At 55.4% G+C, this 14,845-nt stretch carries 12 protein-coding genes and 2 pseudogenes; 8 read left to right on the top strand and 6 right to left on the bottom strand.

The window, feature by feature from the left end; translation table 11 throughout:
* Positions 1-9 precede the first annotated feature (9 nt).
* Positions 10-216 carry a hypothetical protein gene (locus CAI21_RS24605; RefSeq protein ID WP_258867993.1) on the bottom strand — a complete coding sequence of 69 codons (207 nt, stop codon included), beginning with the start codon at positions 214-216 and terminating at the stop codon, positions 10-12.
* A 262-nt stretch (positions 217-478) separates the two neighbouring features.
* Positions 479-1,051 carry a hypothetical protein gene (locus CAI21_RS03870; protein ID WP_116301092.1) on the bottom strand — a complete coding sequence of 191 codons (573 nt, stop codon included), beginning with the start codon at positions 1,049-1,051 and terminating at the stop codon, positions 479-481.
* Positions 1,052-1,621: 570 nt separating this feature from the next.
* Between CAI21_RS03870 and glyQ the strand changes: the two genes are divergently transcribed.
* The 4 genes and pseudogenes from glyQ to CAI21_RS03850 all read left to right on the top strand — a co-directional run bounded on the left by glyQ (position 1,622) and on the right by CAI21_RS03850 (position 5,913).
* On the top strand, positions 1,622-2,524 hold the full coding sequence (glyQ, locus tag CAI21_RS03865) for a glycine--tRNA ligase subunit alpha (RefSeq protein ID WP_116301091.1): 903 nt from the start codon (positions 1,622-1,624) through the stop codon (positions 2,522-2,524).
* Positions 2,517-4,594: pseudogene (gene glyS / locus CAI21_RS03860) on the top strand (glycine--tRNA ligase subunit beta). Before glyQ ends, glyS begins: the two are co-directional and overlap by 8 nt.
* A complete protein-coding gene (gene gmhB, locus CAI21_RS03855) occupies positions 4,572-5,150 on the top strand; it encodes a D-glycero-beta-D-manno-heptose 1,7-bisphosphate 7-phosphatase (protein WP_116301090.1) in 579 nt (192 codons plus the stop codon). The pseudogene glyS and the gene gmhB overlap by 23 nt, the downstream one beginning before the upstream one ends.
* 118 nt (positions 5,151-5,268) lie before the next feature.
* Entirely contained in the window at positions 5,269-5,913 is a 645-nt protein-coding gene (locus CAI21_RS03850) for a lysophospholipid acyltransferase family protein (protein ID WP_220347749.1), read from the top strand.
* A gap of 67 nt (positions 5,914-5,980) precedes the next feature.
* Here the strand turns inward: CAI21_RS03850 and gyrB are convergent, their stop codons facing one another.
* The 4 genes and pseudogenes from gyrB to dnaA form a co-directional block, all read right to left on the bottom strand.
* Entirely contained in the window at positions 5,981-8,398 is a 2,418-nt protein-coding gene (gyrB, locus tag CAI21_RS03845; protein WP_116347563.1) for a DNA topoisomerase (ATP-hydrolyzing) subunit B, read from the bottom strand.
* 93 nt (positions 8,399-8,491) lie between these two features.
* A pseudogene (gene recF, locus CAI21_RS25485) lies at positions 8,492-9,493 on the bottom strand (DNA replication/repair protein RecF); the annotation flags it as partial.
* An 11-nt stretch (positions 9,494-9,504) separates the two neighbouring features.
* Positions 9,505-10,605 (bottom strand): DNA polymerase III subunit beta, encoded by a 1,101-nt coding sequence (gene dnaN, locus CAI21_RS03840; RefSeq protein ID WP_116301087.1) that lies wholly within the window; start codon positions 10,603-10,605, stop codon positions 9,505-9,507.
* A gap of 226 nt (positions 10,606-10,831) precedes the next feature.
* Complete coding sequence (gene dnaA, locus CAI21_RS03835; protein ID WP_404840851.1) at positions 10,832-12,163, bottom strand: chromosomal replication initiator protein DnaA; 1,332 nt, start codon at positions 12,161-12,163, stop codon at positions 10,832-10,834.
* Between the two features lie 289 nt (positions 12,164-12,452).
* Here dnaA and rpmH point away from each other — a divergent pair, with 289 nt between their 5' ends.
* Genes rpmH through yidC form a run of 4 tightly spaced genes read left to right on the top strand, consistent with a single transcriptional unit; the run spans position 12,453 to position 14,842 of the window.
* The gene (rpmH, locus tag CAI21_RS03830) at positions 12,453-12,587 is read left to right on the top strand and encodes a 50S ribosomal protein L34 (protein ID WP_116301086.1); all 135 of its coding nucleotides are present in this window, start codon (positions 12,453-12,455) and stop codon (positions 12,585-12,587) included.
* Positions 12,556-12,951 carry a ribonuclease P protein component gene (rnpA, locus tag CAI21_RS25795; RefSeq protein WP_404840850.1) on the top strand — a complete coding sequence of 132 codons (396 nt, stop codon included), beginning with the start codon at positions 12,556-12,558 and terminating at the stop codon, positions 12,949-12,951. The genes rpmH and rnpA overlap by 32 nt, the downstream gene beginning before the upstream one ends.
* Positions 12,951-13,184 (top strand): membrane protein insertion efficiency factor YidD, encoded by a 234-nt coding sequence (gene yidD / locus CAI21_RS03820; RefSeq protein WP_220347768.1) that lies wholly within the window; start codon positions 12,951-12,953, stop codon positions 13,182-13,184. The genes rnpA and yidD overlap by 1 nt, the downstream gene beginning before the upstream one ends.
* Positions 13,184-14,842, top strand: coding sequence for a membrane protein insertase YidC (yidC, locus tag CAI21_RS03815; protein ID WP_116301083.1), 1,659 nt, complete (start codon positions 13,184-13,186; stop codon positions 14,840-14,842). Before yidD ends, yidC begins: the two co-directional genes overlap by 1 nt.
* The last annotated feature ends 3 nt before the right edge of the window (positions 14,843-14,845 follow it).

Raw genomic sequence — 14,845 nt, 5'->3', positions numbered from 1 at the left:
GTTTAATACCTAGCTGCTCGGCGACCCATAACGCATTATTTCGCTTCTGTCGCTCGCGATCGCGCTTACGAATGGCGTGAGTGTGGCCTTCGACGCAAAGCCGGTGTAGAAGTTAATACCTTCAACATGTACACCCTGCTCGAGCACCGCTTTTGCGGCCAGCATCGAATCCAGGCCACCAGAAATCAATGCTACAGCCTTACGGGGTTCGCTCATGACGTCACCATTACATTCCGGGTCACTGAAAAAAGGCGGGGAGTATATCAGATCGTCCCCGGTTTTTTCAGGAAGATCCGCACATTCAATCGATTAGGCTTACTGCAAAGGGAAAAATAGCTACTCGCCCGAAAACATACGCCCTGCGATACCTAACCCAACATTGGTACGGTGCAGCATATACAAAGCCATTCGATAGCCAAGCGGAACGGCCAAACCAGCGCACATCCGCAGAGGCGTCAGGGAATCGTTCTGTACTTCCTTAATGACGACGGCCCGAGGAGTCCCGTATCGGTAGACCGTCCGTTAAGCGAGCGAGTTCCTCAAACGCGGCGCGACTACCCGTATCTTCCCAATGCTCGGCGGCTAGAAGGACGTCGTACAAGGTATTATTTTGTTTATCGGTACGCATGGCACGTAGGACATCGGTCAAAGGTACGAAGGCTTCGGCAAGGTCGGAGTACAAGCGGGCGTAAGCAAGACTGGCGGTTTCCGATACCACGCCGTAGGCAGCTTGGCCCAGATCGATAAAATAGCTTACCTTAACTCGGCGCCGCCGCGCCTGCTCCGGAAACAGGCCGGCGTAAATCAAACACTGATCGCCAACTTCCTGCATCCCCTCGCCACGTTCGCGACGATTCGCAAGGCTAGCATGCAGAAACCGCAATGCCAGAATACTACGCACCAGATCCGGTCGCTGTAGGTAACGCATTAGGAGAAAGACCAGATAGCTCTCCTTGGCCTCGTCGAGGTCGCGGCTGGATCGCACAGCCGCTTCTTTGACCAGACGCTGCCAGGCGGCCTTAGCGGTTGGTTCCAGAATGAGCTCGGCCATCGTACACCTCCCCAGCTCAGTGCTAAGCGAACGCTGATGTCCCTTCCCCTCTGCCGGCTGCGAAGCGCACCTTGTTACCAAGCAATCCGGCAGGCTTGAGGAGAATCCAGGGCTTTCCCTAAGTTCTTTATTAACTTTAGCGGCAACTAACTGTTTTGCCGCAGCTCCATGCATTCAAGATGCGCCCTGGCTCACAGTTTACGACTTGAAATACCTACGCCAAACCCGGCCGAACGAAGTGTTTCGGCAGATCCGCTTATAGGAACAGATAGGAGCTAGCGTCCCGTCTCAGAAGTTCGTTGCCTGGGTGGGATCTGCATCCGTCAATCGAAAGCTAATCGGCCACGAGGGCCGGCCTTACATAGAGTTGTGCCGACAGGCTATACTTTTTCGCCAGTTTGCAGCCGGTCACGCACACCTTGCGGCCTCTTTAACCGACGCTGTCGCAGTGGTGTCACCGAGCTGTGGGGATAAACAGCCATCATCTGTGGATAAGAGACAGCTTATCCACAGAGAACCAGCGTGCCAAAGGGGGCGGTTTTGCCTGCAACGAGACAAAGCGGAAAAGCGATGAGCTTTCAGCAGCTCATCCTTGAGCTTCAGAACTACTGGGCCGAACAAGGCTGCGTCATACTCCAACCGTTGGATATGGAAGTAGGCGCCGGTACTTTTCACCCGGCAACGTTTTTACGGGCTATCGGCCCTGAGCCCTGGAATGCCGCTTACGTACAACCGTCGCGGCGCCCCACGGATGGCCGTTACGGAGAAAACCCCAACCGCGGGCAGCACTATTACCAGTTTCAGGTGGTGCTCAAGCCCTCGCCGCTGGAAATCCAAGAACTGTACCTTGGATCCCTGCGCCGACTCGGATTCGATCCGCTTGAGCACGATATCCGCTTTGTCGAGGATAATTGGGAGTCGCCGACGTTAGGGGCGTGGGGGCTAGGCTGGGAAGTCTGGCTAAACGGAATGGAGGTCACTCAGTTTACCTATTTCCAACAAGTCGGCGGACTGGACTGCGATCCCGTCATGGGGGAGATCACCTATGGCCTGGAACGGCTCGCTATGTACATCCAGGGCGTGGAAAGTATTTTCGATCTAGTTTGGACGGAAGGCCCTAACGGTATTGTCACCTATGGCGATGTGTTCAAACAGAACGAAGTCGAAATGTCCGCCTATAACTTCGAACACGCCGATACGGCGAGCCTGTTCGATTGGTTCTCCACCTGCGAGCGCGAAAGCCAACGGCTGATCGAAGCGGGGCTGCCGCTGCCAGCGTACGAGATGGTGTTAAAAGCCTCCCACACCTTTAACCTTTTGGATGCGCGCCGCGCGATCTCGGTAACGGAGCGACAAGGCTACATTCTAAGAGTCCGCGCATTGGCTCGTGCGGTAGCGGAAGCCTACTTCGCGCGCCGTGAGGCGCTCGGTTTCCCCATGCTGGCTAGCGCCGAGGAGGCTCGTCATGACTAACACCCCTCGCGATTTACTAATCGAACTCGGTACCGAGGAACTCCCTCCGAAAGCGCTACGGAAGCTTAGCGAAGCGTTTTGCGAGGAAGTCGTTAAGCAGTTGCAAGATGCCGACATCGGCTTTACGGATGCCAAGGCTTACGCAAGCCCGCGACGGTTGGCGATTCTGCTCAGCAAAGTTGCGGAGAAGCAACCCGACCGCGCGTTGGAGCGCAAAGGCCCGGCGCTTAACGCAGCGTACGACCAAGAAGGAAAGCCCACGAAAGCCGCACTTGGTTTTGCACGCTCCTGCGGTGTGGAGCTGGACGCCTTAAGCACCTTGGAAACCGAGCAAGGTGCTTGGCTTGTCTATCGAGGCGAGCAGAAAGGGCAAGCCACGTCGGCATTAGTACCGGAAATCGTCGCACAGGCCCTAAGTCGGCTGCCGATTCCCAAGCGGATGCGATGGGGGCGGGCAGTGCGAACTTTGTTCGGCCGGTGCACTGGCTTGTCTTATTGTTCGGCGAAGAAGTTATCGACGCCGAGCTTCTCGGCGTGAAGGCAGGTCGCGCAACCCGGGGCCATCGTTTTCATCGCCCGGACCCCATGGAATTGGCCACCCCCGCGGAGTACTTGCAGCGGCTGGAGAGCGAAGGGCATGTGATTGCCGACTTCCAGCGGCGGAAGACCCTCGTCCGCGAACAGGTCGAGCAAGCCGCGCGAGCGGCCAACGCGGTACCGGTCATCGATTCGGATCTGTTAGACGAGGTCACCGCCCTCGTCGAGTGGCCTGTTCCTGTAGTCGGCCGTTTTGACGAGCGCTTCCTCGACGTGCCGTCCGAGGCGCTGATCTCGAGTATGCAGGAGCATCAAAAGTACTTCCCGCTACGCGATCAAAGCGGAGCTTTACTGCCTAGTTTTATCGCCATTGCCAATATCGACAGCCGCAATCCGGAGTCGGTCAAGGCCGGTAACGAGCGGGTTATTCGACCACGGTTGGCCGATGCGGCGTTCTTTTGGAATCAGGATCGTAAACAAGCGCTGGAGACACGGCTTAACGGACTTAAGAATGTCGTTTACCAAACCAAGCTAGGCAGCGTTTACGAGAAATCGCGGCGGGTGGCCTCGCTCGCATCGGCAGTAGCGGAAGTACTCGGCCTGAACGCCGCGCAGGCGGAACGGGCCGCCTGGCTCGGACGCTGCGATCTCGCAACGGAAATGGTCGGCGAGTTTCCTGAGCTGCAGGGGATTATGGGGCGCTACTATGCGCTGCACGACGGCGAGCCGGTAGCGGTAGCCGATGCGCTCGACGAGCAGTACATGCCCCGCTTTGCAGGCGATGCCATCGCGCCCAGTGCGCTAGGCAAAGTACTCGCTGTTGCCGAACGAGCGGACACGCTAGTGGCTATTTTTGCCGTCGGCAAAGCACCCTCTGGCGATAAAGACCCATTTGCATTGCGCCGCGCAGCGTTAGGCTTGCTGCGCACGTTGATCGAGGGCGACATCGACTTGGATCTGGCCTGGCTGCTTGAACAAGCGGCACTCCATCTACCGTCAGCGTTAAACCCCGACCAACAGGCTAATGCCGTCTACGACTTCTGCTTGGAGCGCTTACGCTATTACTACCAAGGCCAAGGTTATGCGGCGGAGCTGTTCGACGCGGTAGCCGCCTGCCGACCCACTCGGCCGGTCGATTTCCATCGGCGGATCAGCGCCTGCCGCGAGTTTGTGACACTACCGGAAGCTAGCAGCTTAGCGGCTGCTAACAAACGTATCCGCAACATTCTGCGCAAAAACGAGGCGCCGTTACCGGATAAAGTCGATCCCAAACTGTTACAAGACTCGCAGGAGCAAACGCTCGCCGCGGCGGTCCAGAAGGTCGGGGGCGAAGTGCGACCCTTACTCGATAATCGCGACTACACCATGGCCTTGGCGAAGCTCGCGGCGCTGCGGGAGCCGGTCGACGAGTTCTTCGAGCACGTCCTGGTGATGGCGGAAGATCCTTCGATACAGGGCAATCGGCTACGCCTGCTGAGCGATATTTCTACCTTGTTTATGGAGACGGCCGATGTATCAAGACTCCCCAGCTAAGCCTGGGGAGCGGCTCGTCGTACTCGATCGCGATGGAGTGATCAACGCCGATAGCGATGCCTATATCAAGTCTCCGGCAGAGTGGGTTGCTCTGCCGGGGAGTTTGGAGGCTATCGCTCGGCTCAACCGGGCGGGCTTTCGTATTGTAGTGTTTACTAATCAATCCGGCATCGCTCGGGGCTTGTTCGATGAAGCTATGCTCTCCGCCATGCATGAAAAGCTCGCCCGCGAGCTGGCAGCACAGGGAGGCAAGCTCAGCGGAATTTATGTCTGTCCGCATGGGCCAAAAGACAATTGCCATTGTCGCAAGCCTCGTACAGGGCTCTTAGAGCAGATTTCGGAAGACTTCGCATGTACGCTAGAGGGTGTCCCTATCATTGGCGATTCGCGGCGGGATCTTGAAGCTGCGGAAGCCGTAGGGGGTAGACCTATTTTGGTTCGTACCGGAAAAGGGCTGCGCACGCTGAAGGATGGAGGGGCGCCACCCAAGGAAGTTTATGCCGACCTAGCGGAAGCCGCAGGGCGGCTTGTGTTCGAGATGGAATCTCAATCATGAATCTAAGCACATCCAGTAAAGCGACCAAAGTTGGTTTTCGTCACTGTTACCCGATTGCCTTCATAGGCTCTTGTCTACAGTCCGCGGGCATGATCGTCTTCACTTTTTTTGGGCGATCTTGAGCCTGTTTACGTTTCCCTTTCCGTATCGTTTTCGGTACTGGTTTATTACCCAATGGTGCAACTTCAACTTGTGGTGGCTAAAGGTCACCTGCGGGTTGGACTACCGGGTCGAGGGAGGCGAGCACCTTCCCAACGAGCCGGGCATCGTCATGTGTAAACACCAGTCGACGTGGGAGACGATGGCGCTGGAGCAGATTTTTGTGCCCCAGAGTTGGGTATTGAAGCGGGAGCTGATGCGAATTCCGCTGTTCGGCTGGGCGCTCGCCTTGCTCGATCCGATCCCCATCGACCGCAGCAGCCACTCCGAAGCCGTACGGCAGATCGTACAGCGAGGCAAGGAGCGGCTGAATCAAGGGCGTTGGGTAGTAATCTTTCCTGAGGGAACGCGGGTCGCGCCCGGCGAACGAGGCCATTACCACCCGGCAGGGGCTTTTCTTGCTACCCGGAGCGGCGCGAAAGTGATCCCGGTGGCACATAATGCCGGCGAATTCTGGGGCAGACGGCAATTCGTTAAACGCCCCGGAACGATCACCTTGAGAATTGGGCCGCCGATCGATGCAAATGGAAAGAAGCCAAAAGAAATCAACCACTTAGTAGAGGAGTGGATTGAATCTCAGATGAAGGAGATCTCCACGCTGTGAGTCTGGGACTCGTCTATGAGGATAAGACGGTTAAAAAGGGCGGAGTTTATAACTCCGCCCTTTTTAATTACACATCGAGGTTACTGGCCGACAGCGCATTCTGCTCGATAAAATCCCGTCTCGGTTCGACGTGATCACCCATTAGGGTAGTAAAGATTTCATCGGCAGCGACCGCGTCTTCGATTCGCACCTGTAACAAACGCCGGGAATCCGGGTCCATAGTAGTTTCCCAGAGTTGGTCGGCGTTCATCTCGCCCAAGCCTTTGTAACGTTGAATAGCTTGGCCTCGTTTAGCCTCATCCAGCAACCAGTCGACAACTTCTTTAAACCGAGAAACCTCGTGTCGCCGCTCTCCCTTCTTTACGTACGAGTCGGAGCCGATTAAACCGTCCAATGCTGCGGACAAGCGTTTGATCGCTTCGTATTCGGGCGACAGGAAGAACTGGGTGCCAAACACGTTCGGGTGCAAAATGCCATGCATCCGCTTCGTTAACACCGCCTCTTGGAACCCGCCATCAGGCCCGGCTGTAAGCTCATAGGAATATTCGGTACCAGCGTGCTGGCCAACATTAAGCTTATCGACAAGCTGCCGGAACCAAGGCTCCAGGCCTGCGGCATTCTGAAAGGCTTCTTTATCAAGCGGCGCTTGGCTGATCATAGCCTCCAGAATATCCGGATCGCGACGGCGACTTAGGTGACGGATCATGTCCATCACGCTGATGAATTGCCGTACCAACGATTCCAGCCCTTGCCCCGCGATTGGCGGCACATCCGAACCAGCATGGAGGGCCGCGTCGGACAAGGCTAGCTGGAGGAGGTATTCGGTCAGTTCGTTGTCGTCCTTAACGTAATGTTCCTGCTTACCGCGTTTAATCTTATAGAGCGGTGGTTGGGCGATATAGATATGCCCACGTTCAACCAAAATGGGCATTTGCCGGTAAAAGAAGGTAAGCAGTAGGGTTCGAATATGAGATCCATCAACGTCCGCGTCCGTCATAATGATAATTCGATGGTAACGCAACTTATCAGGATCGAATTCGTCCTTGCCGATGCCGCAACCTAAGGCGGTGATCAGCGTGCCCACTTCTGCGGAAGAGAGCATTTTGTCGAAACGCGCTTTCTCGACGTTCAGGATTTTACCTTTGAGCGGCAAGATGGCCTGGGTACGGCGGTCACGCCCTTGTTTGGCAGATCCGCCTGCCGAGTCGCCCTCAACCAGATACAGCTCGGACAGAGCTGGGTCCCGCTCCTGGCAGTCGGCAAGCTTGCCTGGCAGCCCCGCAATGTCGAGTGCGCCTTTGCGTCGCGTCATTTCCCGCGCTTTTCGCGCAGCTTCGCGAGCACGCGAAGCATCGATAATCTTCTCGACAATTGCCTTCGCTTCGCCGGGATGCTCTAGCAAGAACGCATTAAACTGTTCCGCGAGCGTCGATTCCACGGCTGGCTTTACCTCCGAGGAAACCAGCTTATCTTTGGTCTGAGAAGAAAACTTCGGGTCCGGAACTTTAACCGATAAAACCGCGGTTAGGCCTTCGCGGATATCGTCTCCCGTAGGGCTCACCTTAAGCTTTTTGCTGTAACCTTCAGTGTCGAGATACGCGTTCAAGGTACGGGTGAGCGCTGCGCGAAAACCGGCCATGTGGGTACCGCCGTCGCGCTGAGGGATATTGTTGGTGAAGCAGAAAATATTCTCCTGGTAGGAGTCGTTCCACTGCATAGCGACATCGACTCCGATACCGTCTTTCTCGGTGGTGTAGTAGAAGACGTCCTTATGCAAAGGCGTTTTGTTGCGGTTAAGGTGTTCAACGAACGCTTTGATGCCACCTTCGTATTTGAAAGTATCTTCCTTATCGGTGCGCTCGTCTTTAAGCGTGATGCTGATTCCCGGGTTCAGGAAGGACAGCTCACGGAACCGCTTGGCCAAAATATCGTAGTGGAACTCTATATTGCTAAAGATTTCCGGACTGGCTTGGAACGTTATTTGGGTTCCGGTCTGTTGGGTTTCGCCGATGGCTTTTAACGGCTCCTGAGGCACGCCCAGATGATATTCCTGCGTATGGACTTTGCCATTCTTGTGAATCACCAAACGCAAACGCTCGGAAAGCGCATTCACCACCGAGACGCCGACCCCGTGCAATCCGCCGGAGACCTTGTAGGAGTTATCGTCGAACTTACCCCCGGCATGCAAAACAGTCATGATGACTTCAGCAGCGGAGCGCCCCTCTTCCGGGTGGATATCCACCGGAATACCTCGGCCATTGTCGCTCACGGTTATCGAGTTGTCGCGATGAATAACGACTTCGATGTGATCGCAATAGCCGGCTAAGGCTTCATCGATTGAGTTATCGGCAACTTCGAACACCATATGGTGTAAACCGGTACCGTCGTCGGTGTCGCCGATATACATGCCCGGGCGTTTCCGGACAGCGTCTAGGCCGCGGAGGACTTTGATGCTTCCTGAATCGTAGTTCGACTGTTCGCTCATAATGAGGTCCTTCGAAAGAGTCCGAGCATTATAACACTTCTCGGTAGGAACCATGTTCCACGTGGAACCATTTGCGTTAGCGCTCGAAACCGTTAAGGCTTGCTGCTCAACACAGGTAATGAAGCTTTGGACGGGCTGGGATTCGAGAATGTCGATAACCGTTCGTCTACGCTCTTCGTCAAGCTCAGCGGGTAAGTCGTCAATTAGGAGAATAGGGCGGCGCTTGCTTCGCTCGGCAATCAGCATTGCCTGAGCGATTAAGATGGCGACCACCGCCAACTTCTGTTGCCCCCTCGACAAACGGTGCTGGGCCTCTACTTTACCTGCCCGAATGGTGAGGTCGCTGCGATGAGGCCCATACAAACAATAACCGGCTTCAAGCTCCCGCGGCCGATTCTCGTCGATGCTTTCCGCAAGATCCTTATCTTGCGGCCATCCGCGACGGTAGCCAAGCGCCAAATCTTCCTCAGGCAGCCAGCGCTCGAAAAGGGGAGCCACCGTTCTACTCAGTGCATCGATCAACGCTCGCCGATGGTCATCCAGTTGGGTCGCGGTTTCTATAAGCTCAGGCTCCCAAGCTTTGCTCAAACGGAGGTCGCGCGCTTTAAGCGCCGCATTACGCTGTCGAACTGCGCGGTCGTAGCGATGCCAGAGCTGGTAATAGTCATGTTCCACGTGGAACATTGTCCAATTTAGAAAGCTTCTCCGAACCTTCGGTCCGTCGAGCAACAAACGCTGACTTTCTGAGTTAATGACTTGGAGCGGAAAATGTTGGGCAAGTTCCGAAAGGCTTCTTACATCGCGGCCATCGATCCTTACCCGAGTATGTCCCGAGGATCGTTCGATTGCCGCCGAGGTCGTTACCCCTTGGTTAACGACCTCGGCCCTGACCCACACCTTTTCCTGCTCATACTGAATGAGTTGCTCGATCCGCGTTGAGCGAAACGAACGAGCCCGGCCCAGGAGGTGTATCGCCTCTAGCAAGCTCGTCTTACCCGCTGCGTTCCGCCCGAATATGACGTTGATCTCGCCCGGTTCCAGTTCCGCTTGTTGGATGTTACGGAAATGATGAACCGCTAATCTACGAATACTCATTCGTCGGTGCGTTACAGCCGCATCGGCATAATAACGTACTTGGCATCGTCATCGCCCCGGCCCCTTACGAGGCAACTACTGTTCGCATCGGTCAGCGCAAGCTCGACCTGATCAGTCTCAACCGCGTTGAGCGCGTCGAGCATGTAGCTTGCGTTAAAGCCCACTTCCAAAGGCTGCTCGTTGTACTCGACAGAGAGTTCCTCTTCCGCCTCTTCCTGCTCCGGGTTGTTAGATTGAATCTTTAACCGCTCGGGTTCGACGCTAAAGCGAACGCCTCGGTATTTCTCGTTAGAAAGAATCGAGGCACGCACCAGCGCCTGTCGCAGACTATCTTTGTCGACAATGACGATCTTATCGGCCGCGGCAGGGATCACCCGTTGATACTCCGGAAAACGCCCATCGATCAACTTGGTGGTAAACCGGATATCCGGCAAGGCCACCCGAATATGATTGCTGCCTAACTCCACCCGCGCCGCTTCGTCGCTTGGCTCAAGTAGGCGCAATAGTTCCTGAATCCCTTTACGAGGGACAATGACTTGTTTGCCCTCGCTCACTTGCACATCGGCTGCCGCTTCCGCCAACGCCAAGCGGTGGCCGTCGGTTGCTACCGCTCGTAACCCCGTCGGTTCGAGCTCTAGCAGCAATCCGTTCAGATAGTATCTGACATCCTGTAAGGCCATGGAAAAATGCGTGCGCTCGATCAGCTCGCGTAATTGACGTTGCGGAAGCAACAGCGGTTGGGCTTCGCCAATATCCTCTACTGTCGGGAAGTCCGCAGCGGGCAACGTCGCTAACGAGAAGCGGCTGCGAGCTGCCGTCACTGTCGCTCGATCCTGCTCAACCGTTAACTCTATCTGTGCATCGGCAGGTAAGTTGCGAACGATGTCCAACAACTTTCGCGCAGGGACAGTGCCTTCTCCTGCTTCGCTCACTTCCGTGTGAAAGTGAGACACTAATTCTACTTCTAAATCGGTGGCCGTCAGCGACACCCCATTGCTATCTGCGACGACGAGTACGTTACCAAGCACCGGCAACGTCTGACGACGCTCGACCACCCCAATGACGGCTTGTAAGGGTTTTAGGAGTTGTTCCCGTTCGATCGTAAATTTCATCGCGCCAGTCCAGTTTCTATATTAAATATATGTATAGATAAGATTGTTGATATTGTAGAGCCGCACGGAATTTGTGGATAACTCGTTAGTTTACTTTATTTACAGTTGCTTAGGTGCGAAAATCGGGGCTCACATCTTCTGTATGAGCCCGTGTGCATCTCAAGGATAAATTGTGGATAACTTTTGGATCCCTTTTCTCCACACCCTTTACCACAACTTATCCACATCATGTCGTCAATGTTCTTAACAGGATCGCGTAGTCATCGCTGATCCGGTTATCGCTCTCTTTTAACTCTTCTACCTTTCGGCAGGCATGCAAGACCGTCGTATGGTCGCGGCCGCCAAACGCATCGCCGATTTCCGGCAGGCTGTGGTTAGTCAGCTCCTTGGCAAGCGACATGGCAATCTGTCGCGGCCGGGTGATCGAGCGCGTCCGCCGTTTGGACAATAAATCGGCGACCCTGATCTTGTAGTACTCGGCCACCATCTTCTGGATGTTCTCGATCGTAACAAGCTTGTCCTGCAACGCTAATAGATCGCGGAGTGCTTCTTTCGTGAAGTCGACGGTAATGGCTTGACCGGTAAAGTGTGCATTAGCGACTACCCGACGTAAGGCACCCTCAAGCTCGCGGATGTTCGATCGGATCCGCTTAGCGATGAAGAATGCGACGTCGCCGGGCAGGTCCACACCTTCCTTGCTCGCCTTGCTCATCAAAATCGCTACCCGGGTCTCCAACTCAGGCGGCTCGATAGCCACGGTCAAACCCCAGCCGAAGCGAGACTTAAGGCGCTCTTCCAGACCGTTAACTTCCTTCGGATACCGATCGCAGGTCATGATGACCTGTTGGTGTCCTTCCAAAAGCGCATTGAAGGTGTGGAAGAATTCCTCCTGCGAACGCTCCTTGCCGGCAAAGAACTGGATATCGTCGATCAACAAGGCGTCTACCGAGCGGTAGTGGCGCTTGAAGTCATTAATCGCGTTGTGTTGAAGCGCCTTCACCATATCGGCGACAAAGCGCTCCGAGTGCAGGTACAACACACGGGCGTCCGGCCGATTACGCAGCATCTGGTTGCCGACAGCATGCATAAGGTGGGTTTTGCCTAAACCTACCCCGCCATATAGGAACAGCGGGTTGTACGCACCGCCGGGGTTTTCGACCACCTGCATGCTCGCAGCACGCGCAAGCTGGTTGGATTTACCTTCGACAAAGGCGTCAAAGGTAAAATTCGGGTTTAAGTTACTATCCGAGGCCTTGGCGGTCGGACGTTCTTTCCGGCGCGTCACAACCGCCGGACCCGGCGCTGGCGGTGCGCTACTACCTATCTCCAATATAAGCTTAGGTGGCTTGTCGGGCCTTTCGGCGGCGAGCATCTCGCTGATTCTTTTAGCAAAATGGGCCTTAACCCAATCCAGTACAAAACGATTAGGAGCGAACAGCCGCAGAGAATCGGTATCTTCCCGTGCCTGCAAGGGACGAATCCAGGTATTCAATTGCTGGTCAGGGATCTCCCTTTCCAGTCTTCTGAGGCAGCTCTTCCAGAGAGACTCGTTCACCAACGCGAACCCCCTCGATATGGGCATCAACAGATGCACGAGTCTATACCCCCAAGGTGCCTAATCTAGGGAGATGCTGAATTATTCCGCGTTGACCTAATCGGACAAAAGTCGCTTTATCTTCAAACGGAAATTGACAGTCGAGGTCTTTTCGCAGTAAATTCGCCGGCTCAGTTGACCCTGCGGATCAACGAAGGCCGTACACACGCCGACCGCTTCGTCGGACGTGTTCGGTTTTCGCTGCATTCGTTAATCATAAACTCTTCTCTGCAAACGGATACCGGATACCGCCATGAAGAGGACTTTCCAACCTAGCGTTATCAAGCGCAAGCGTACTCACGGCTTCCGTGCTCGGATGGCCACCAAAAACGGCCGTAAGGTTCTCAACCGCCGTCGTGCGAAGGGCCGTGCACGCCTCAGCGCGTGAATTGGCTACGCCTGACGACTCCGCTCGGAATCGGTTCCCTCGGCAAGCGCGGTTGACGCGGCCGGGGGAGTACCAACGTGTTTTCTCCGGCGCGAAGCGCTATGGAGATAAGTACTTTACCGTTCTCGCCGCTCATAATGACCGAGGGTACCCGCGGTTAGGCATGGCGGTGGCGCGCCGCGCCATCCCCAGAGCCGTCGGTCGAAACCGGATTAAGCGGCAGGTCCGAGAGAGCTTTCGCCATATACAAGGCGAGCTTGGGTCGTGGGATCTTGTAGTCTTGGCTAAGGCAAGCGCTCGTGATGCGTCCAACGAATGCTTGCAGCGTTCTCTGGCGCGTGTATGGCAGCGGTTAAAACGTTAATGCGTCGCGTTCTGATTCTATTGCTGCGCATCTACCAGCTGGTCATCAGCCCATTGCTGGGGCCACGCTGTCGTTTTCATCCCAGTTGCTCGAATTACGCCATTGAAGCGATTCGTCGCCATGGCGCGCTAGCCGGAACCTATCTCGCGGTCCGCCGCGTCTGTCGTTGTCATCCCTGGCATCCTGGTGGGGTAGACCCTGTCCCGGATAAATCACCCTTCGGTAAATCCTGATGGAAAACCAACGCCTGTTTCTCTACATGGCCCTTATCTTCGTTGCACTGTTGATGTGGAGCGAATGGCAAAGGGACTATCGTCAACCGGCGCCGACCGAAGAGGTCGTGGAAGAAGTGCCGTCCGAGTTCGCTGAGGCACCGGAAGAAGCAGCCCCGGCTACCGATCCGGAACGGGCCACTGTCCCGTCGCCGACCTTACTACCCCAGGCGGAAACGATCCGGGTAGTGACTGATTTGTTGGATGTGGAAATCAACACCCTCGGCGGCGATATCCGCTCCGTGAAGCTGCGCGAATATCCGGTGACGGTGGACGATCCTACGCCATTCCAGTTAATGAGCGACGAGCAGCATCCGATCTTCATTGCCCAGTCCGGCTTACAGGTCGAAGAGGGCGATGCACCGACCCATATGGCGCATTATCGGGCCGAACAGACCGAGTACCGGCTGGAGGAAGGCGAGAATACGCTCGAAGTTCCTTTGGTGTGGACGAATGAGGAAGGTGTAACCGTTACCAAACGGTATATCTTCCACCGCGACGGCTACCTAATCGACGTTCGGCACGAAGTGGCGAACGAAAGCGCCGAGCCTTGGCGTGCTTATCAGTACACGCAGCTGCGTCGCAGTCCCGATCCGGGCGGGCGGAGCATGTTTTTCATCTATACCTACACCGGCGGTGTGATCTACAGCGAAGAAGATCGTTACCAAAAGATCTCCTTTAGCGACATGGACGACAGCCGACTGTCCAGGACCATCACCGACGGCTGGGCAGCCATGATTCAGCACTATTTCTTAGGTGCCTGGATTCCGCCGCGCGAACAGCCGCAGCATTTCTACAGTCGGGCACTACCGGATAACAACTATGTACTGGGGATGTCGTCGCCGCGCCAGACCATCGAGCCCGGCGGTGAGGGTGTGTTCAGCAGCCAGTTGTATGTAGGGCCGAAAGAGCAGGCACGGTTACGGGAGATCGCACCGGGCTTACATCTGACTGTGGATTATGGCTTCCTCACCGTTATTTCCGCGCCGTTGTTCTGGTTGCTGGAGCGAATCTACAACCTCATCGGTAACTGGGGTTGGGCGATCATTATCCTGACCTTGATGATCAAGTTGGTCTTCTACAAGCTCTCGGAGACCAGTTTCCGCTCCATGGCGCGGATGCGGAAATTGCAGCCGAAGCTTCAGCAGCTGAAGGAGCGCTTCGGCGAAGATCGTCAACGGCTCAATCAGGAAATGATGGAGCTGTACAAGAAAGAAAAGATCAACCCGTTGGGCGGTTGCTTACCGGTGTTAGTCCAAATCCCGGTGTTTATCGCCCTCTACTGGGTTTTGCTGGAAAGTGTGGAGCTGCGGCAAGCACCGTTTATTCTCTGGATTCAAGACCTGTCGGTACCGGACCCGTTCTTCGTGTTGCCGGTGTTGATGGGCGTGTCCATGCTGATACAGCAAAAGCTTAACCCAGCGCCGTTGGACCCGATCCAGCAGAAGATCCTGATGGTACTGCCCATCGTCTTTACGGTCTTCTTTGCCTTCTTCCCGGCTGGCCTCGTGTTGTACTGGGTGGCCAACAACGTCTTGTCGATTGCGCAGCAGTGGGTGATTACCCGCCGCATCGAAAAGGAACCGGGTAGAAACGAAACCAAGAAGAATAAGGCTTAACGC

It is taken from the genome of Alkalilimnicola ehrlichii (genome assembly GCF_003399765.1).
Taxonomy (GTDB): domain Bacteria; phylum Pseudomonadota; class Gammaproteobacteria; order Nitrococcales; family AK92; genus AK92.
This window is presented reverse-complemented; position numbering and strand designations above follow the sequence as displayed.